This window comes from Saccharibacillus sacchari DSM 19268 (assembly GCF_000585395.1).
Taxonomy (GTDB): domain Bacteria; phylum Bacillota; class Bacilli; order Paenibacillales; family Paenibacillaceae; genus Saccharibacillus; species Saccharibacillus sacchari.
This window is the reverse complement of record NZ_KK073875.1, coordinates 3,394,483-3,414,604: the sequence shown is the minus strand read 5'-3', so window position 1 is coordinate 3,414,604 and position 20,122 is coordinate 3,394,483. Positions and strand designations below refer to the sequence as shown.

The 20,122-nt window shown below is 53.0% G+C and carries 17 protein-coding genes; 2 read left to right on the top strand and 15 right to left on the bottom strand.

The window, feature by feature from the left end; genetic code table 11:
- Positions 1–127: 127 nt before the first annotated feature.
- The 10 genes from SACSAC_RS14490 to SACSAC_RS14445 form a co-directional block, all read right to left on the bottom strand.
- A complete protein-coding gene (locus SACSAC_RS14490) occupies positions 128–1,336 on the bottom strand; it encodes a winged helix-turn-helix domain-containing protein (protein ID WP_037287624.1) in 1,209 nt (402 codons plus the stop codon).
- Positions 1,337–1,488: 152 nt separating this feature from the next.
- On the bottom strand, positions 1,489–2,280 hold the full coding sequence (locus SACSAC_RS14485; RefSeq protein WP_037287621.1) for a sulfite exporter TauE/SafE family protein: 792 nt from the start codon (positions 2,278–2,280) through the stop codon (positions 1,489–1,491).
- 47 nt (positions 2,281–2,327) lie between these two features.
- Positions 2,328–3,698: a M20/M25/M40 family metallo-hydrolase gene (locus SACSAC_RS14480; RefSeq protein WP_245608643.1), complete on the bottom strand. Its 1,371-nt coding sequence runs from the start codon at positions 3,696–3,698 to the stop codon at positions 2,328–2,330.
- A gap of 72 nt (positions 3,699–3,770) precedes the next feature.
- Entirely contained in the window at positions 3,771–4,376 is a 606-nt protein-coding gene (locus SACSAC_RS14475) for an SUKH-4 family immunity protein (RefSeq protein WP_037287618.1), read from the bottom strand.
- Complete coding sequence (locus tag SACSAC_RS14470) at positions 4,369–5,403, bottom strand: formylglycine-generating enzyme family protein (protein ID WP_037287614.1); 1,035 nt, start codon at positions 5,401–5,403, stop codon at positions 4,369–4,371. Before SACSAC_RS14470 ends, SACSAC_RS14475 begins: the two co-directional genes overlap by 8 nt.
- 312 nt (positions 5,404–5,715) lie before the next feature.
- Positions 5,716–6,327 (bottom strand): alpha/beta hydrolase, encoded by a 612-nt coding sequence (locus SACSAC_RS14465; RefSeq protein ID WP_037287611.1) that lies wholly within the window; start codon positions 6,325–6,327, stop codon positions 5,716–5,718.
- 27 nt (positions 6,328–6,354) lie between these two features.
- Positions 6,355–7,299, bottom strand: coding sequence for a ring-cleaving dioxygenase (locus tag SACSAC_RS14460; protein WP_037287608.1), 945 nt, complete (start codon positions 7,297–7,299; stop codon positions 6,355–6,357).
- A 99-nt stretch (positions 7,300–7,398) separates the two neighbouring features.
- Positions 7,399–7,884 carry a MarR family winged helix-turn-helix transcriptional regulator gene (locus tag SACSAC_RS14455; RefSeq protein WP_037287606.1) on the bottom strand — a complete coding sequence of 162 codons (486 nt, stop codon included), beginning with the start codon at positions 7,882–7,884 and terminating at the stop codon, positions 7,399–7,401.
- A 912-nt stretch (positions 7,885–8,796) separates the two neighbouring features.
- Positions 8,797–11,199, bottom strand: coding sequence for an ABC transporter ATP-binding protein/permease (locus tag SACSAC_RS14450; protein WP_037287603.1), 2,403 nt, complete (start codon positions 11,197–11,199; stop codon positions 8,797–8,799).
- A 44-nt stretch (positions 11,200–11,243) separates the two neighbouring features.
- Positions 11,244–11,822 carry a TetR family transcriptional regulator gene (locus SACSAC_RS14445; protein WP_037287601.1) on the bottom strand — a complete coding sequence of 193 codons (579 nt, stop codon included), beginning with the start codon at positions 11,820–11,822 and terminating at the stop codon, positions 11,244–11,246.
- A 173-nt stretch (positions 11,823–11,995) separates the two neighbouring features.
- Between SACSAC_RS14445 and SACSAC_RS14440 the strand changes: the two genes are divergently transcribed.
- On the top strand, positions 11,996–13,006 hold the full coding sequence (locus SACSAC_RS14440) for an NAD(P)H-dependent flavin oxidoreductase (RefSeq protein WP_051507128.1): 1,011 nt from the start codon (positions 11,996–11,998) through the stop codon (positions 13,004–13,006).
- Positions 13,007–13,064: 58 nt separating this feature from the next.
- Here the strand turns inward: SACSAC_RS14440 and SACSAC_RS14435 are convergent, their stop codons facing one another.
- Positions 13,065–14,126 (bottom strand): GGDEF domain-containing protein, encoded by a 1,062-nt coding sequence (locus SACSAC_RS14435; protein WP_037287599.1) that lies wholly within the window; start codon positions 14,124–14,126, stop codon positions 13,065–13,067.
- Positions 14,127–14,291: 165 nt separating this feature from the next.
- On the opposite strand from SACSAC_RS14435, the gene SACSAC_RS14430 reads away from it, so the two are divergent.
- Positions 14,292–14,987, top strand: a complete 696-nt coding sequence (locus tag SACSAC_RS14430) for a hypothetical protein (RefSeq protein ID WP_037287596.1) — start codon at positions 14,292–14,294, stop codon at positions 14,985–14,987.
- Between the two features lie 115 nt (positions 14,988–15,102).
- Here the strand turns inward: SACSAC_RS14430 and SACSAC_RS14425 are convergent, their stop codons facing one another.
- The 4 genes from SACSAC_RS14425 to SACSAC_RS14410 form a co-directional block, all read right to left on the bottom strand.
- The gene (locus tag SACSAC_RS14425) at positions 15,103–15,399 is read right to left on the bottom strand and encodes a DUF6509 family protein (RefSeq protein WP_037287593.1); all 297 of its coding nucleotides are present in this window, start codon (positions 15,397–15,399) and stop codon (positions 15,103–15,105) included.
- On the bottom strand, positions 15,399–17,354 hold the full coding sequence (locus SACSAC_RS14420; RefSeq protein ID WP_037287592.1) for an ATP-dependent DNA helicase: 1,956 nt from the start codon (positions 17,352–17,354) through the stop codon (positions 15,399–15,401). Before SACSAC_RS14420 ends, SACSAC_RS14425 begins: the two co-directional genes overlap by 1 nt.
- Before the next feature lie 407 nt (positions 17,355–17,761).
- Positions 17,762–18,598: a sugar phosphate isomerase/epimerase family protein gene (locus SACSAC_RS14415; protein ID WP_037287590.1), complete on the bottom strand. Its 837-nt coding sequence runs from the start codon at positions 18,596–18,598 to the stop codon at positions 17,762–17,764.
- A gap of 116 nt (positions 18,599–18,714) precedes the next feature.
- Positions 18,715–20,088, bottom strand: coding sequence for a metallophosphoesterase (locus SACSAC_RS14410; protein WP_051507127.1), 1,374 nt, complete (start codon positions 20,086–20,088; stop codon positions 18,715–18,717).
- Positions 20,089–20,122 lie beyond the last annotated feature (34 nt).

Genomic DNA, 20,122 nt, shown 5'->3' with positions numbered 1-20,122 from the left:
ATAAACCCTTATAAATCAAGGTTTTACGGTCGCTTTTTTCATTGGTAGTAGTGATAATCGTTATCATATCCAAAAGAAGTGTAGATGCTGGAGGAACGAATGTCAATATGGGGAACGAAAATAAGCTTTACTCCGGTTGCGGCAATTCTCCGTTAAATGTCGTCCCCAGCGAAGTCGCAAAACGATGCAGCGCCCGCTCCACGCTTGCGCGAATCTCCGCGTCAAGCCCTTCCCCGTCTTCCCACCACCACTGCTTGATCGCAAGCGGTTCGGTTCCTCGCTGCTTCTCCGGCTCGAACCGGGCAACGAATCGACCGTCGACGGCAACCGGAAGCACATAATAGCCATACCTGCGTTCGGTTACCGGCTTATACACTTCCCATAGATAATCGAAGCCAAACATTTCCCGAATCAGCTTGCGATCCCATAACAGATTGTCCAGCGGCGCCAACACGCAAGCCCGCATCGGACGCCCCGATTCTACGGTTTCCCCTTCTAGCGGTCCGGCCGACAATGATGCTTCCAACAGCGGGATATCGTTGGAGCGAATATACAACGGATAGACCAGCCCCTCTACCGATACTTCCGTAATTTCGCCTCGGTCGATCAGGGCAGCAAATGCGGCCAGTCGCTGCGGAGCTTTGATCCCCGTCATCAACAGCGCGTCGCTCGGACGATTCCAGAGCAGCCCTACGCTGCCGATCCGGCGCAAAAGATACCATTCATAATAAGCGGCATCATCGGAAAAAGGATCGTCCAAATCATACAGTTCCTTCGGCACGATCCGCTCGGCCAACTCGTAATATTTGCGACCGGACGTTTTGTGATGCACCACCAACCGGCCCGCAAAGTACGAGCCTTCCAAAGCGGCGCGAGACAGTCTCGTCGGTCCCCACGCCCAATCGATCTTTTCGTTATATTGCAGATCCGCCGAACATAAAGGGCCGCGCTGCGCAATCTCGTCCAATGCCGCAGTCGCTGCCGCCGGATTGGACTGGAACCAGGCTTGATGTTTGCGGCGGTGACGCTCGAAATACGGCCAGTCTTCCATCGGGAAGATCGCCATGTTTTTGTCCCAGTAATCGACCAGGCTCCGTTCTTCATACAGCAATTCCCATAGCATTTTGCGATCAAAATCCAATATTCTCGATTGAAGCACCAGTTCGGGATTCGTGCCTACGACGTTCAACGGATCAAATTGAATACAGCCGACTCGGCGGATATACGCTAAAATGCCTGCTTTGCCTGCCGAATCGAACCTATGCGACAATCCGTGATAATCGAATAAAAAGCGTCTGGTCTGTTCAACGGTCAACGCAATCGCTTGCCGTGCCATCGGTTTGCCCCTTTCCTTACATAGTTTGATCCTTCTATTCTATCGGGAAAAACCGGACAGCAGGTTGTCCGGTTCCTGATTTTTTGGGCGGAGAAGCGTTAGGCGTTGCAGGAGAAATTCGCTAATCGCTTCATTTATTTGGAAACTGAATCTTAACCCTTGAACATCAGTCTGACGGCGGCGATCAGCAAACATACCGATAGGACGCGGACGACGGCGATTGCGGGGATTTTGGATGCGATGCGGGCACCGATCTGTCCGCCTGCAAGAGCGCCGATCGCCAACCAAATGAACTTGTCCCACATCACGTGTCCCAGTACGGCATGGGAGACGGTTCCGACGAATGCGGACAGCAGGATGGAGAACATAGAGGTGGCGGTTGCGATATGCGGCGGGAAAGCCAGGAACAGAATCATCGTCGGCACCATGACCGAACCGCCGCCGATCCCGAACAGACTGGACAGAAAGCCGACGAAAAAGGCGACTACGGCGGCGAATGTCATGTTGAACGAATATTCATGCCTCTGACCCGAAGCATCGAGCAGGCTGCGGCTGACGTTCGGTTTCAAAAAGCCGTCGCGGCTCTTTTTCGGCTTGAAATTGATCGAGATCGCCATCAGCACCAGAAAGATGCCGAGCGATACGAAGAATACCCGATTTTCGATGACTCCCGTCGTCCAAGCTCCGAGAATCGAACCCGGAATCATGGCGACGGCGAACGTCAATCCGCTGCGGTAATCGATGCGCTTTTGACCCGCGTAAGCGATTGTGCTGGAGATTGCGCTGACGAACAACACCGCCATCGACGTGCCGGAGATATCGGATACCGGAATAACGTACATCAGAGCCAGAATAGGGACCATGATGAAGCCCCCGCCGAGACCCGCGATCGCGCCGCATAACGAGGCCAGCATCCCTACGGCAATCAAAATAATAATTTCCATAAACAATCCTTTCCTGTATCGCTAAAATAGTAAAGTTACGTTTACTCTCATTCCCCGTCCCCGGAGTCTGCCAAACGGCGAATCAAATGATACGTGCAGCGAATTCCTTCCAAAAAGTCGGCAATGCCGGTATTTTCGTTCGGCGAATGGTTGGCTTCGTCATACGGCGCGTAAGGCACGATGACGGACGGCGCGCCCAATACCGAGGTCCAGACGTAGTCCGGCAGCGTTCCGCCCATTGCGGGCTGCACGACCGGTTCCAGCGCGCAGGCTTCCGTAACGGTCTCGATCACGGTGCGAATGATCGGCAGATCAATCGGCGTTTTCGACGGCGGCACGGACATGATGCGCTCGATGCCGATGCCCGGCGCATGCTTTTTCACATGGCGTTCCAACTTTGCGTACATATCGAGCGGATCTTGACCGGACACCAACCGAACATCCAGATAAGCTTCGGCTACCGCCGGAATGATCCCTTTGTCCCGGCCTCCCGCATGCAGACCGAAGACGTTGAACGTAGGTTCCAGCGACAAGCGCCGATAATACGTTTCCCCGTCCAGATCGATGCCGTCGTGCCCCACCTGTCTTTTCAAATCATCCAGATCGAACGGCAAACGCCGCAGTGCTTCTGCATCGGCTTCGCTCACTTCGGGAATACCGTCGTAAAATCCTTCAACCTGCACGGTACCGTCGCCGGATCGAATGCCGTGCAGCAAAGAGATCAGAGGCCAGACCGGATTGGGAACGATATTGCCTTTATTGCCGGAATGGTTGTCCCAAGCCGCGCCTTTCGACGTCAAACGCACCGACAAAGCTCCGCGAACGCCCAGCAAAACCACCGGCGCGCCGCTTGCATGCTTAGGTCCGTCCGACGTATATACCAGATCGGCCTTCAGCAGCTCGCGGTGGTCCGCCACAAAATCCGCAAGCGACGGACTTCCTGTTTCTTCCTCGCCTTCGATCAGGATTTTGAGGTTAATCGGTAGGCCGCCGTGCAGCTTCACATAATTCCGAACAGCCAGAATGTGCGCCAAAAATTGCCCTTTGTTATCCCCTGCTCCGCGTGCATAAATTTTGCCGTCCCGGATCTCCGGCTCGAACGGATCGGATACCCATTCGTTCAGCGGATCGGGCGGCATCACGTCGTAATGTCCGTACAACAGCACTGTTGGCGTGTCCGCCGTTTGCTCCAGAGCCGTAATCTCTCCGTACACGATCGGATACGCGCCTGGACGATACACCGTTGTATGAAACCCTTCCTGCTGGAGCAGCAGACGCACCGCTTCTGCGCATTCCTCCATGCCTTCCCCGGTATGGCTGATGCTTTTTTGGCGGAGCAGCTTTTGCAGCATTTCGATAAACTCGGCTTTGCCTTGCTCAATCGCGTCGTCAATCTCCGTAAAGTCGTATGTAGTCAAAACTTCTCCTCCGTTTCCGTATGCGAACGCGGCAGAATTGCACGTTAACGATGCGCGTTTCAGCCGAACATACTAAATCAAGCCGTCGTCTACTTGCTCCATCACGGTTTTCCACCAAGCGCCGCGGCGTTTCAGACATTCGGGATCTCTTTGCCGCAAAAAATCGGTCAATGCTTTGCGCTCCCGCCGATCTTCCGCTTCTGCTTTAGCCGCTTCGGCAGCCGTTCTTTTCGGTTTGATTTCCCCGCGTCGAAAAGCTTCCAGCTTCAGCCGCATTTCTTCTTCATTCAATGTTAGCGGCGCCGGCTCTGGCGGGCGACGATGTTGAAATTGCCGGTACGCCTCCAGACAATCGAGCAACGCGTCCAGATCAGAATTGACGAATGCGCTGTTGCCTCCTTCCGGCCCGCAAGCTTGGATCTGGCCGCTGTCCGATTCGACGACCAGATACTCCGCTTCCCTGTCCCAGACGTAAGCGATAGGAAGACGTTTCGCATTGCGTTTATCGGCTCCGGCTTCGAACGCCAGATCGTTCGCGAAGCGCACGCCCGCGTTATGCTCAAGCTCGGAAGGCTGCGGCAAACCTCTCCGAAGGCGCGCCAGAACAACGTCCGGCAAGCTATATCTTTTCAGATCGTCATATTCGAAAAAGATAGATTCTAGCGAGGCGTTATCCATTGTTCTGCTCCTTTTTCGCTTCATTTGTTAGGTATCCGGATACGTCCAGTATTCGCCGGTAAACGGAATACGGCGCCAGCTCTTTCCAAGACTTCGGCGGATCGCTTACCAAGGAGTCGCGATAAGCGATCATCGTTGCGGGCAGATAACCGAGCAGCGCCTCTTCCCCTCCGCAAATCAGGCTGCCGCCGTCTCCGCCTTTTCCGCGCAGCAGAGCGCCGTCAACGGACGTCTCCGACGTCAATTCGTACACGTAAGGATCGCCGGCAAAAAACAAACCGAACGCGTTCTCTTGCTCCAAGTCATACGGTTTGACCGCCGATGCTTCGTCCGTTTTTTCCAAATGACGCAGCTTCATCCCGTAATCGAATCGGTCTCCCCACGGAAAAATCGATTCGCTTCCTCCGCCGTACAGATACTCCCACTCGTCTTCGTTCGGCAGTCGAAAACCCTCGAACATCCACTCTTTCGCCCATTCGTTTAACCCGCCTGGAACAAAACGGTAAACGCGAACCCGCCCTTCTTCGCGCTCCATTTTCAAACTTTGATTCAACGTCACCCCGGAATAGCCGGACCGTTCGAACTGCCCGATATCTTCAATCAACTTCGGATCGCTGCGGATCTCCTCCGCGCCGAGTTCTCTCCAACCCGCCTGCCGCGTCTGGCATTCGACCAACAACGCGCCGATCCGAACCGTTCTCGCCGGAGACGACATGTCATGCAAAAAAGCTTCCGCATCCGTGATTTCGTGCATTTCCAGGCTTTCGAGCAGCTCCTTTTTCAAAACGGCATCCAGCCTCTTCTCCCCTCCGGCCCAGCCTAAATTCACGATCCGACCCGGAACGAAAACAAAGGAACGCCCTTCAAACACGAATACCCCCGTTTCCAAACTTTGCCCCCATCGTCCGAACGTTTTGACCCCTTCGAACACGAAACCGCCCGGAAGCTTCTCCAGAAGCCGCCGCATCGTCTCTTCTTTCTGCACATTCCCAAGTTGTTCCCACTCCGATACCTCCGTATAATCCACCCGGTCCCCCTCCTTCCGCAATCCTTCGCACCTTTTCCTACTACTTTACCGCCCACTCCCCCCAGCAGCAAGATTCTGATGACTTTCTCTCCCTACAAAAAAGAACCCATCCGAAGATGAGTTCGTGTTGCATGTTCCTATTCCGGCGAAGCGTAGACGGAGGGAGAAATTCAGGTCAAGACGCCTTTGAACTCGGAAAACCTCCACTAAAAATTCTAATCAGTTTTTCCGAGTGAGACAGCGACTTTACCGAATTTCTCCCGCAGCCGCCCCTGCTTCGCCCTCCTGAATAGGAACTTCGTCCAACACACCTCAGCCCAGGAAGTGTTCCCCAAACCATCGGCGCGCCCCTTCGGCTTCCGTCCGCGTCAACTGGTGCCCGAAATGCTCCCAGTTCGCTTTTACCGCAGCTCCTGCGCCTTCCAACAGCCCGATCAGTTCCTCCGTATTTGCCGCCGGTACCATCCCGTCGTTGCGTCCCGCACCCACAAACACCTGCACGCCGTTCATGTCCGGCAGTTTCAGCCCGCGCATCGGCACCATCGGATGATGCAGCATTGCGCCTTTGAAAGCACCTTCGAAATGGAACATCAGACTCGCCGCGATATTCGCTCCGTTAGAATAGCCGAGCGCCACCAGATTCGAAGCATCAAAACCGTATTGCTCCGCCGCTTCGTTCAGAAAATCGCGAATCTCGTTTGTGCGGAAGACCAAATCTTCTTCGTCGAATACGCCTTCCGCCAGTCGGCGGAAGAAGCGCGACATTCCGTTCTCGGATACGTTGCCGCGGAGCGACAGGATCGAAGCTCCCGGCGCAACCATTTCGGCCAATGGGATCAAGTCGTTTTCGGTACCGCCCGTTCCGTGAAAGACCACCACCGTCGGAAGGGCTTCGTTCGTTCCTTTTTGGAAAATATGTTTCATGACCATCGTCTCCTCTCGATTGTAGGTTTATACGTTTTTCGGGTCTCTTACGGTAATCGGCAGCAGGCCTTGTTCGATCTGCGGACGGCGTTCTTCGTACCAAGCAGGCAGCATTAATTGTTCGCCCAAGGCGTCCATTTCCTCATCCACGGCGAAGCCCGGAGGATCGGTTGCAATCTCGAACAGGATTCCGCCTTCCTCCCGGAAGTATACCGCATGGAAATACTGACGGTCGATGACCGGAGTCGGTTGGAAACCGCCGCCGTTTACCGCGCTGCGCCACATTTCGTGCTCTTCAAAGTCTTTGGCACGCCACGCGATATGATGCACCGTTCCCGCGCCGCCTGCTCCGTGAGGAACGGCTGTCATTGGCAAATCGATCAGGTTGCCCAAGTCGCCTGTTGCGCGGAAGCGAGTAAAGCCTGCGAATTCGCCGATTTTTTCCATGCCCATAACCGATTCCAATACGAAAGCCGTACGCTGCGGATTCACGCTGTACAATACGGCACCGCCGAAGCCTTTGATCGCCATTTCGGCCGGAACGCCTGCAAACGACCAGGTCGATGCCGCGCCTTCCGCACGCTCAACCAACTCCAGCTGCAAACCTTCGTTGTCTTTGAATTGCAGATAATGTTCGCCGAAGCGATCCGCTTCAACGACGGAGATTCCGAAGCTGTGCAGGCGTTCTTTCCAAAAAGCCGAAGAACCTTGCGGAATCACGTAAGTCGTGAATCCAACCTGCCCGCCGCCGATCCGGCCTCTGCGCGCTCCAGGGAACGGGAAGAACGTGATCACGGTGCCCGGTGCGCCTTCTTCGTTACCGAAATACAGATGATAGACGTCGGGAGCGTCGAAGTTGATCGTCTTTTTTACCATGCGAAGTCCGAGAACTCCCGCGTAAAAATCGACGTTGGCTTGCGGGTCTCCCGCGAAAGCGGTGATGTGGTGAATACCTGCGGTTTGCAAACTCATGATAATCTCTCCTTTTGATTCGTATGATTTATTTTTAAATTTCTTAACTTAAAGATATTAGACCTGAGCAAACGCGTTTCTTTTTGGTAAAGCGAAACGCTACCCGCGTTCCGCTACTCCTTTACCGAGCTTTTTCAGCAGCGCGGAAGCCGTCTCGGTCTCCTCTGCGCTTAAGCCGCTCATAATCCGATGAACCTCTGCCGCATGCTCGGGGAAGATTGTGTCAAATAACTCGCGTCCTTGATCCGTGATCTCTGCGTAGATCACGCGCCGATCGCTTGGACTCGGTACCCGCCGCAGCAGCTCGCGCTTCTCCAGCTTGTCGATGTTGTAGGTGACGCTGCCGCTTGTGATCAGGATTTTCTCGCCGATCTGTTGAAGCGGGAAACGTCCTTTATTATACAGCACTTCAAGGATGGTGAATTCGGACGGCGACAAGCCGTGCCGTTTCATGTCTTTGACTGCGCGATCCATGATGTTTTTGTAGGCTTTGGAAAGGACGACGAAAAGCTTGAGCGAAGCCGCTTCTTCGGTCGTTGATACGGGATGTTGAGCAGCCCGTTGTTGGTCTTCATGTTCCGTCATTTGAACTCACCTCCTTGATGTGATTATCTTTTAATTTAAATCTCTTGAATTAAAGATAAATCATTTTAATGATGATGTCAAGCGTTCTTCGCTTTCTTTTTTAGAATGGAAAAAGCCCTTTCGACAAGGGCTTGAGATCATGTTCTTTTAGAATCCGAGGGCAGGCGCTGCGGGAGGAATTCGTTAGCTTATGCTTTCGATGTGCCTTTCTCCGAAAGGCTTCAGGTCGCGTGTTGCATTTGGGAAGCTGGATTGGAATTTTTATAGGAAGCTTCTTAAATACAAAGGCGATCGCTTATAGCATAGGCTTCCGAAGTGCATTTCTTCGAAATGCTTCACCTACACTGAATTCCTCCCTCCGCTTGGGTCTCTCGCCGAAAGTACAAGTGCCAATACATCATGAACTTTCAAAGAAAACTCTACGTTTACAAGAAGTTCTAACGCAACGGAAAGCGAAAATGTATATAGAAAAATTTAATAAACTACAACTTTTAAAAAGAAAAGACATAACGTTTCGAGAAAATCAAACGTAGCTGGAAGCGAGAAGACGGAGAGAGAAATTCAGTGAAAGACGCCTTTGAACTTGGAAAACTTCAACTCAAAATTTCAATCGACTTTTCCAAGTGAGACAGCGTCTTGAACGAATTTATCTCGCAGTCTTCTCGCTTCCCCGCGCATACGTAACTTTCTCGAAAAATGTTAACGTCTTTTGCGCAGACTTTGGACGAGGTTGATGACTTGTTTGGCTGTAGTGACTACGGCGGCGATAGTTCCGATGGTGCGCATGATTTTTCTCATGGTGTTTGGCCTCCTGTTTCGGGAAATGGCAGCGGCTAAGCCGACTTGCTATACTGCCATTTCCCCAAAGGACGAACAGGTGAAACGTTGGATCGGTATAGCGCGAATAAGCTTTTATTCACTGCGCAGCGCAGCTACCGGATCTTTGCGGGAAGCAAATTTGGCCGGGATGAATCCGCCGAGCATCGTCAGGGCCACGCTGAGCACCACGAGTGCCAAAGCATGCAGCGGATTGAGCACGGCTACGCCGGACAGGTCGGTCATCGACTTGAGGACGGCGTTGATCGGGAGCGTCAATAGATACGCAATGGTGATGCCGAGCAGGCCGGATGCGGCGCCGATGATGAAAGTCTCGGCGTTGAAGACGCGGGTAATGTCTTTTTTGCGTGCGCCCAATGCTCGAAGCACGCCGATTTCCTTGGTCCGCTCCAACACGGAAATATAGGTGATAATGCCGATCATGATGAGGGAAACGAATAAAGAGATCGATGCGAAAGCAATCAGGACGATCGTGATACCGTTCATGATGCCGCTGGATAAGCTGGTTACCGTTGCGGCAAGATCGGTGTAGACGACTTGATCCTCCGTTTCTTTTCCTGCGTTCCAGGCATCAAGGTAAGCGTTCAGTTTCTCTTTGGCATTAAAGTCTTTGGGATATAAGGAGATCGATGCAGGTTGAGCCGAAGCTCCGAGAGCGGATAATGCTTGCTGCTGCGTGGTTGCATCCGCCGGATCGATCGTGCTGCTCGTCGAAGATCCGCCCATCCCCGGGGGTCCGAAATTCATGCCGCCGAATGCGGAAAACAAACTGGTTCGGCTGAACGCTTGTCCGCTTACTACGTTCAAGGTCGGGCTGGATTGCTGGGCTTGAACGACTTCGGAAGCTTGCGCTCCCGCAATGAACTGCTCGGTCAATTCATCCGAATACGCGATCCCGGCATTCATGGTGGACATCGGCGAATCCTGTTTTTCCCGGATGATGCCCGACACGGTTAGCGTCAATGCCTGCGAATCGTCGTAGATGCTTTTCAAATCCGATGCGCTCGCGCGGTCGAACAGACCGTCTCCCCTGCTTTGGTAAAAAAGATCATTGGGAATCAGCTTGAACGTCTTGCCGACGATATCGCTGAAGTCAACGGACTCCGCTTCATAATCGAAGCCAAGCGCTTCCAACGCCGAGGTATCGATCCGATTGTATTCGTCCACGACCATAACCAGGTCCGTAGGCCCGGAAGGGAATTCGCCTTGCAGCAAATCATAGACCTGCTCCAAGTAACTCCCCGATACGCTCGCAGGCTTGGACGGATAGGCGGTAAACCCTGCTTCGGCCAAGTCGACATCGGTTACGCTTCCGCCCGCTGTCTGCTTGAGTACATTTAGATTAGCTTCGCGCGCATAAGAAATACCGTCAAGCAAAGACGGATCAATCTCATTTAAATAATCCAGGTAAGCTTCGGTGATGTTATTGGCATGCAGCACCGTGTTCAGCGTCGGATCGTAAGGATAGACCTCGGATTCCTGCGGGAACTCCGGAAGCTCGACTTCTGCCCCGCCCGGCGTGCCCGGCGGCGGCTCGGTAAAGTCGATATTCGCGGCCGTGCGGCTGATCGTAACCGGGAAGTTCGACAAAGCACCGGATTCGTATTTGCTGATTTGCTTGTCGAAGCCGTTGGAGAGCGACAAGATCAAAGCGATGCCGATAATTCCGATACTGGACGCAAAAGCGGTCAACGCCGTGCGCCATTTTTTCGTTGCGATGTTCCGTCCCGAGAGTTTGAGTGCCGTCATATAGCTCATCGCGGTCTTTTTCAACCGATATTCCGGCGAGGCTTCGACCTGCTCCGGCGGATTGCTGTCCGAGACGACCTGACCATCGCGGAATTGCACGATCCGGTCCGCGTAACGTTCGGCCAATTCCGGATTATGCGTAACCATAACGACCAGCTTGTCTCCTGCAATCTCGCGAATCAGGTCCATGATCTGGGCACTCGTCCCCGTATCCAGCGCACCTGTCGGCTCGTCGGCGAGAATAATGTCCGGATCATTGGCGAGGGCACGGGCGATGGCAACGCGCTGCATCTGCCCGCCCGAGAGCTGACCCGGCTTTTTGTGCATATGATCTTTCAAGCCGACGCGCTCCAGGACCTCCTCCGCCTTGCGGCGACGTACCGATGCGCTTACGCCGCTGAGCGTCATCCCCATCTCGACATTGCCGACGATGCTCATATGCGAGATCAGATTATAGCTTTGGAAAACAAACCCGACGCTGTTGTTGCGATACGCATCCCAATCACGGTCTTTGAAGCGCTTGGTCGATTGTCCGTTGATGAACAGATCGCCTTCGTCGTAACGGTCCAAACCCCCGATCAGATTCAGGCAGGTCGTTTTCCCCGAACCGCTCGGACCGAGTATGGCAACGAATTCGCTTTGGCGAAACGATAAACTGACGCCGTCCAGCGCGGTCTGCATGAAGTCCCCGGTCGTGTACTTTTTGGAGATGTGTTGGAGTTGCAGCATGTCATCATCCTTCCCCGGCGCAGCGCCGGCTTTTTATGACTGATTCACGAAAAATATTCGCCCGACAAATAAGGAATCGCGTAATCGATATACTGTTCTGCGGACAAGTTTTCGTTTTTCCAATCCAGTGTCGCTCCGTACAGGCTCGAACTTAGCAGGGCGGCTCCGATTCGGATCGAACTCGGGCTCAATTCCGGATCTTTGCTTTGAAAAAGACGTCGAAAAAGCTTTTCCAGCTCCGATTTGATCGCGGATTCGAATACGTAAGCGAACGATTGGCTGCTTCTTTTGCACTGGGAAGTAAGTCTGCTATCGTAATCAGCCTGAAATTTGACGATCAACAGGAAAATATCAGCCACCGTTTCTTTGCCCAAGTGTTCGAAACGCTTCAATTCCCCGCCTACCCGTTCGGAAATCATGCGCAGGATGGATTCTTCCATCAGTTCGTACTTATCGGCGAAATGAGCATAGAAAGTCGCCCGGTTAATCGTGGCTTCGTCGGTAATGTCTTTGACGGTAATATCTTTAAAATCTTTGGCCAGGGTGAGTTTGTGAAAGGCTTGAATAATCAGTTTTTGCGTACGCAAAATGCGCGGATCGATCTTGTCCGAAGAAGTCGGCATCGTGGTTCTCTCCTTAATTAAGCAACAAAATCCAAAGAGTGTCGTCTAAGCGATATTTCGGCGACTTTGACGGTTGTATCGCGGTCGCTCCTGCTTCACAATCAACTATACAACACTTGTTGCTTACAAAGAAGTGACGTTCAATCGACAATCAGACAGGAGAGAATCATCAAATGAACAGAATCACCGAAATTTTGGGTGTCCGATATCCGATCATTCAAGCCCCGATGTCTTGGGTCACGTCCGCGGAACTGGTCGCCGCCGTTTCGAATGCCGGCGGGATGGGCACGCTCGGACCGAATGCGGGACAGCAGAGCGCGCCGAAAGATTTATCGGAGCATGCTCTTCGGTTGAAGCAAGAGATCGTCAAAACCAGGCAGCTCACGGATCAACCGTTCGGACTGAATTACTTCACCGGCCCGGAAGGCAGCGAAACAAGCCCGTTCAGCGAACATACGTTACAAGTCGCGCTTGAAGAAAAAGTCGATATTCTAGTTGTCGTCGGAGCCGTGAATACGGCAGAGATCCGCAGATTGAAATCCCTCGGGTTCACGGTCGTTTTCCGGGAACTTCATCCCACCGTTTCCGGCGCACAGGCGGCAGAGCAGGCAGGCGCCGACATTATCGTGGCTACGGGCTTCGACGAAGGCGGATCGACGCCGGAGATTCCGCTCGGAACGATGACCGTCGTGCCGATGATCGTCGACGCGGTAAAAATCCCCGTGATGGCAACCGGAGGAATCGCGGACAAACGCGGCGTCAATGCAGCGTTCGCGCTGGGAGCCGAAGGCGTTTATCTGGGGACGCGTTTTATCGCCTCCGATGAATCCCCAGCCCATTCGCAAGCCAAGCAAGATATTCTGCGACACGGAGCCGAAGATTTGATTCTGGTGCGTACCGGACGCGGCGGATTTTGGCGGGCGACTCCCCATGAGCTTGCGCAGACGGCCAAAGCGCTGAGCGACACGGAAATCAACGCTTCGTTCGCGCAGCTCGGAAACTTGAAAACCGCCATGCTCGACGGACAATTGGAACAAGGAATCAACACGGTTTCCAGCGGTATTCAGTTTATCGACGAGATCAAACCTTGCCGCGAAATCATAACCGAATTGTTGGAAGATTGGATCGAAAAAAACGGCAACGCCGCCGATTCCGACCGTTCTTTCGTTCCCGCGGCCCAATAAACGAAAAATTCCCGCCGGATATGCCCCAGCGGGAATTTTTCGCTTTTGCAAAGGTTATTCAAACTGCCAAAACGCCGCGGTTGCGGCCCTCCTGCTTGGCGCGGTAAAGGGCGCGGTCGGTTTCTTCGACGAGTTTGCTTTCGGAGAAACGCGGATACATTCCGATTCCGACCGAGATCGTGATATGAATGATTTGGCCGTCCGGCAAAAGAAACGGCGTCTGTTCGATTTGCGCGCGCAGTTTATCCGCATTTTCGATCGCGCGTTTCGAATCGCACGGCCTCAGGATTACCGCGAATTCCTCGCCGCCTTTACGCGAAGCGCAGCCGATTTTGCGGACGTATTCCCGGATAAGCTTGCCGAGCTGTTCCAGTACGGCGTCGCCTGCCGGATGGCCGTACGTATCGTTAACCTTTTTGAAATGGTCGATATCCAGCAGCAACAAAGCGAACGGACTGCCCGATGCGATCGCGAGACGGTACCTGGATTCAAAGCCTCGCGAATTGTAAAGCCCCGTCAAGAAATCATGCTCGATGTCCTGCTTCAACGCGTCCTGAATCTCGCGGGTCGCGCGCAGATAACGCATCATATGATACGTAAACGTGCAGCCCGCCGCTTGAAGGACGGCCAGAAACAAAATCAGCGGAATGCCCGATTCGCCGAGACGGTATAACAATAAGCCGAGCGCGAGAAAAGTGGTGGACAAAGCAGCCAACGTCCACTGTCTTCGAAGCGAGCCTTTGACCAGAAAAGCCGGCAGCACGAACACGAATGTAAGCAGCGTCGCGATCAATCCGAGCACGGATGCGGGCGTGAACCCTCCGGCGATCGCAATCCGCCCCGCTCCGATCAACAGAGTCGCGATCAAGGCTGCCCAGGGTCCGCCGATGCCTGCTGCTACCATGATCGAAAGCTGGCGAAAATCAAGCAAAAGCCCGTTGGAAAGTTCAAAAGTGAACACTAACTGCAAAATGCCGAATAAACCCAGGCCGACTCCGGATACCCCGTTGAGGATCCAGGGACTGAGCTTGAACCGCACACGCAGCATATTATGCGCCATGTCTCCGAAAAAAAGGAAAGTAGACAACAAGCAGAAGTTAATAAATAAGTCGCGAATCATGGTTGTCCCTCTCCTTGCACAATGCAAAATCGCTCTCTTGTTTTCATTATCGGAAGCAAACGTTTATTTGATAACTATAATCCTTCAAAAAAATTGTTGTGGATAAGATGTTCTCGATCTTGATTGCGGGTAATGGATAGGCATATGGAAAGGAGTTCGATCCAGATGGACAACGAGACGCTTCAAACTCTTCAAGACTATTCCAAACTTTTATGCAAAAGCCAATTCGGCAAATCTCCGGAGTCCGTCGACATTCGTTCGAACGAACGCTCGATTCTGTTTTTTTACCGAGGTTTGACCGATGTCCGGGACGAACGCCTGCCCAAAGATCCAGACGAATGTTACACGCACATTTATATTTTACTCGAACAATTTATTTTCCCTTCCATTCGTCCCAAGATTGAAAAGTTAACGGGCAGAAAAACGGATTACGCGTACATCGACTGGAAGATCGAATCCGATACCGCGCTGATCGCCGTATTGCTGAAGCCTGATAACGAACCTTATGCCGAAGATCTGTATGCAGGCAAAGCCGAATTGCATCACGTTGTGGAATCCGTTACCGAACAGGTCCAAAAATCGCCGGTAAGCATCGAATCATTCTGGTTGCAGAATGATCTGTTGTTAATCATTCGAAGCGGATTATTGATCAATTTGGAAAAAAAGCTCGTCAAAAAAGGCTTTAACAGCCAGCTTCGGGTAGCCAAGCGCGAGTTGGAACTGGACCGATTTCTGGAAGAACTCCCTCTCCAAGAGCTGCTGAATCGCAAGCTGAATGCCGCTTATTTGGATTGGGCTTTCGAAGACGACCTCAGCTTGCTGACGTTGGACTTTACGGAAAATGATTCTGAAGCCGGATAACGGGTACTATTTTCATTAAAACGCCAACACCGCATGCAAAACAGCCGATGTTCTTTATAAAGAACATCGGCTGTTTTGATACGTATGGGCAATGCAAGCGGATCGGGATTCCGGCTTACGATTCTTCGCCTTCGTTATAGTGCGCCGCGCAAAAAGCTTCGGTTTCTTCCAGTTCGTCGTCTTCGAGATCAAACTCGAGTACTTTTTGCGTACCGCGTTCGATAATCTCGTGCTTCACGATCTTCTTTTCTTCCCCGTTCACGCTGTAGATGACGCGCAGCAGCAGCCCTTGCGGCGTGTAAAGCTCGTCTTCTTCATCCACTTCGAATTCAAGCACGAATTCGTAGCGTTCTCCCTGCACGATGCCGAATGCGTCGCGAATTTTCTCTACTGTATACTCTGTAAATTCCATTATTCATTCTCCTTTGCGGCGCTGGCCGGCAGTAGACTGCTCACTCGTTCGCGCACGCCCTGTTGGTTTAATGCTTCGCCGAAGATATCGACGCGTCCGCGATCCCCGCTCGTGCGGATCAAGCGCCCGATGCCTTGACGCAATCTCAGCAGCATGTGCGGCATATCCACTTCGCCGAACGGATCGGCAGACTCGCGACGCTTCGCGGCGAAGACCGGATCGTTCGGCGGGAACGGCAATTCCCAGATCACGACATGATTCAGCGAATCGCCCGGAACGTCCAGACCTTCCCATAGCGTAACCGCACAGAGATTCACCAGCTTGCCGTTCTGGAATTCCGAGATCAGGCGGCTGATTTCGGCATCGCCTTCATATAGGATCGGGAAGTCTGCGAACTCAAGACGCGAGTCGGCTTCGAAACGGAAAGCTTCCATCGATTCGCGGGACGGGAACAGCAGCAGCATGCCGCCTTCTCGGCGCTCCAAAGCGCGAAGCACATGATCCGTTTTGATCGCGACGGTTGTTTCCGTGCTCAGGCGGGCTTGCATGCTTTCTTCGTAGTCATACGGCGAAGCCACCGAGAACGACTGGTATTCGCTGACTCCGAGGCTGTCCGCGATGTAATCGAACGATTCGTCGGCCGACAATGTCGCGGAGGAGAAGATGATCGGCATCTTTTTGGAAAAGACGCGTTCGTTCAGGATCTCTTTTACCTTCTTCGGCATCAATACCAGCGTCATGTCGCCTTGATCGTCCTGCGTCCAACAGATCAGCTCGCGCGGGTTGGCGAACAAAGCGAGCGCGGTCTGCATCATTTCCAAGTGCTCTTCCACGATGCGCAGTTGATACTCGTCAAGACTGAACATTCCGCTCTCGAACACGATTTCTTCCTCGATCGCATCGACCGCCGCGCGGAAAGCGTTCACGCCCTTCATCAACTCGGCAGAAAGTTCAAGTTCGTTACGCTGCGATGCCGGAACCGGCGTGCTGTAGCGATGGACCAGCTCGAACAGATCGTCGCTGCGTTCGATGGCATGTTCGACCGCCAGCGCGAGCGATTCGCGAACTTCGCCTTCAAGAAGGCGCGTCACGATCGATTCGAAAGCCGAATGTTTGAGTTTGTAAGTCAATGCGCTTTGCGCGGCAGTCTCCAGCAGGTGGCCTTCGTCGAAGACGACCGAGCTGTGCTCGGGCAGCAGCGGAAGCTGGCCTTCGCGCTTGCGCGCTTCGTAAGTCCAGACGTGCTCCATGTAAAAGTCGTGCGAGCAAACGATCAAGTCCGTTGCTTTGCGGTAATGATCGCGCGACAGCGTCTGACCGCAGCGATGACGGCGCGGACAGATCAGACAATCTTGGAACACGTCCCAGCCGACTTGATCCCACTGCTTGTCGTCCAATTCCGGGTAATCTTTACGGCTACCGTACGGATAGAACGATTGAAGGGTATCCGGAAAATGCACGAACGGCGGCAGTTCTTCGTAGATGTTTTGGAACACTTCGTTTTCGCTGCCCGGTCCGCGGACTTCTTCAAGTTTGTTCAAACACAAATATTGATCCTGGGATTTGCCGAGCCGTACGTCGATGTTCAAATTCAAATGGCGGGCAATCTTGGCAATGTCGCCTTCCGGCTTAACCAGCTGCTCGATCAGCGACTCGTCGGCGCAGGCGATAACGGCCGGTTTGCGTGTATAACGTGCATATAATGAAGCGTACAGCAGGTATACGAGCGTCTTGCCCGTTCCCACTCCGGCTTCGGCAAAGATGGTTTTCTTTTCTTTATAAGCGCGCTCCAATTGAAACGCCATGAAGATCTGTTCGTCACGGGTCTCGAAGCCGGCTTCGGGCAAAATATCGTAAAAGACGTCCGCGATCCAGTCGGAAGCCTGGTCCAGAAAAGGGGCCGCGGGGTCGAACGTAAATGGATAAGTAGTCGTCAAAGCGGTGATAGCCTCCATTGATCTTGCGGATTTGGCGGGATTGTCAAACGGTTGCCAATCGGGCCACCCGTCATTATAACCGGAAACCGTCATTTTGGCGAGAGGGAAAAGAAACCTATCCGCGAAAATCGGGGGAGTTATGTTTGGGGAAGCTTAGACGGCTGCGGGAGAAATTCGTTTCGGGCGCTGTCTCACTCGGAAAATAGATTGAAGTTTTTATTTGTTTTTTCCGAGTTCAAAGGCTTCTTCAATCGAATTTCTCCCTCCGCCTGTTGCTTCCGGGGAACATTCCTTTCCCGAGAAAGGGATGGGTTTCTTTTTAAAAGAGTAAGATGCAAAGACAAAATAGAAAGACAGACAAGACATTCAGAGGAGGAAAAAGCATATCGAACGGGCTGTCGGAAAGGTGTTGCTTTATTTTTTAGCTACAAGCCTGCGGCGGAAAATACTTGAGCGTAACCTTTTTTGGAGCGCTGCACCAGTTCTTCGGGACTTTCCGTCGGCGCGGACGGCGTCAAGATTTCTTGGGTCACGAAATCGGTGTAGCCGATTTTGTTCAGAGCATGAAGGAAGCCGGGAAGGTCGATGATGCCTTCGCCGGGGTAGATGCGGTCGTTGTCCAGGATCTGATCAACAGGCAGGTCTTTGGCGTCGTTCAGATGAACGTGGACGATCTGGTGAGGCTGTAGTCGTTCGAGATCCGTGACGGTCAGGCTGTTGGTATGCCAGTGGTAGGCGTCCAGCAATAAGCCGACGTTGGGCTCGCCGATAGCGTCTATCCAATCCAGCGTGTCTTGCATCGTCCAGATGAATGGGTGTTTCCAGGCGGTACGGAGATGATGCGGGCCGACGAATTCCAAGCCGAGCCGGATGCGGTAAGCGCCCAGAACCTGTGCGCAGATGCGCAGTCGACGGGTTGCCAAAGCCATAAAGTGAGCGGGCATTTGGTCGGTTGAAGGTAGCACATAGGTGCAGCAGCGCGTGCAGCCCAGCTTGCGCGCGGCCGCAGCCGCTTCGGTCAGCGCCGGGAGGCCAGCCAGAAATGCTTCTTCATCCGCACGCCATTCGATGGGCAGATCGATCGAACCGAGTTGAAGATTATACCTTTGAAAAAGCTCGATCGCTCCCTCTTGCCCGTATTGCTCGATCAACGCCTTTGCATTCAGATCCACGCTGTCAAATCCGGCGTCGGACGCCAACTTCAAGAATTGCTCATCGTTTTCGATCGCACCCAATCCGGCACGCGTCAGTCCTTTTAACATGAGTTCCTCCTAGGTATGGCGAATGACCGCAGCGCAATCCGCAACGTTCGCCTTTTGTATTCGCTTCCATGTTAATACGCAGGGAACATGAATACAAACCCATTCCGTTCAAAACCTTATTTTTCCGGTAATGAAAACTCCGTCGTCAACGACAGATTATTCGCCGCTCCTTCTGTCCCCACGATGCTCTCCACATAGTTTTTCGTAAAGTTCCCTCCCGACTCTGCCCATAACCGATAGCCTTCGGACGCCATGATCGCCTCACGATCCTGCTGCTGCGTGCCTGCAAAGTAGCTCACGTTCACATCCGCCATCGTCTGAGCCATCGCTTCGACTTCTTCGGAGGTGTACGTTTCATCTACAATCAGACGCTTGAAGGCCATGTCATACCCGAATCCGGCAAAAAAGTCTCGGGAATACTCGCGGAAACTCAGCAGATTCTCATCGGTGCTGCCGCTCTTCTTCGCCCATCCTTCGACATCCGTCATGCGTGCTTCGTAATGCAGTTCATGGGCGGAGGCGTCGTAAGTGAGCAGCCCGTACCGATTCGGCGAAACCGACTGTGCCCCGGTCACGATATCAGTCAACTTGCCTCCACCGTTTTCAACCGACGCAATGTTCTGAATATGGATATGCCCGCTGAGCGACGGCGTCATCTTATATCGGGCAAACACTTCCTGCACCTCGCCCGCGTTGTCGAGCGTGAAGCCCTCCTTTACCACATCGCTGTGATCCGTCAGATTATGGTGCATGACCGGAATGATTCGCGCACCGGCTTTTTCCGCTTGTTCACCGCAGTCTCTGACCCACTTCAATGTTCCAGCTTTCAACTCGCCGCCTGTCTCCGGATAGCCCAGCTTGGCGTTGTTTGCGTATTTGCTCGTATCCAGCATGAGCAGCCACAGGTCGTCGGAAGGCTTAACCAGATAGCTGAGCGAGGACGAATCGCGGGATACGGCTTCGTCGTACCCGTACGCTCCATAAATTTCGGCAAACTGCTCTTCCGTGACGGAGGCAGCCTTATACTGATCCTCTCCCTTAAAGCTGCGCGCCCAAGGGTTTAGCAGATCATGATTGCCCGGAATGACATAGACGCGGGTTCCGGCCTGTTCGACCTTTTGCAGCTTCTCGGCTAGATCCTCATGGCTTTCCAGCTCCCCGTTATTGGTCAGATCGCCGCTTAAAATCAGCACATTCGGATGCTCTTCCGCCATCTGCTCCGTAAACGCATCAAGCAGTTCTTCGCTATAATTGAGCTGCTTGCCGTCGCCCGCATAGACATAGGTATCAAAAGCTTTTCCGTGATCCGTCAGCCTTCCGCTCAGATAATGCACATCCGTCGCTACAGCCAGCGTAACGTCTTCGCCGCGCCCGATCGATGCAGGCTGTGCCGAAACGGAACCCGCTCTACTTTCACAACCGGACAGAGCCAGCGCCGAGATCGCCAGGGCTGCCAGCAAAGGGAAACTTTTTCGTAAAATAATAGGCATCGCTTTTCCTCTTTTCGCATATAAAAAACCGTCT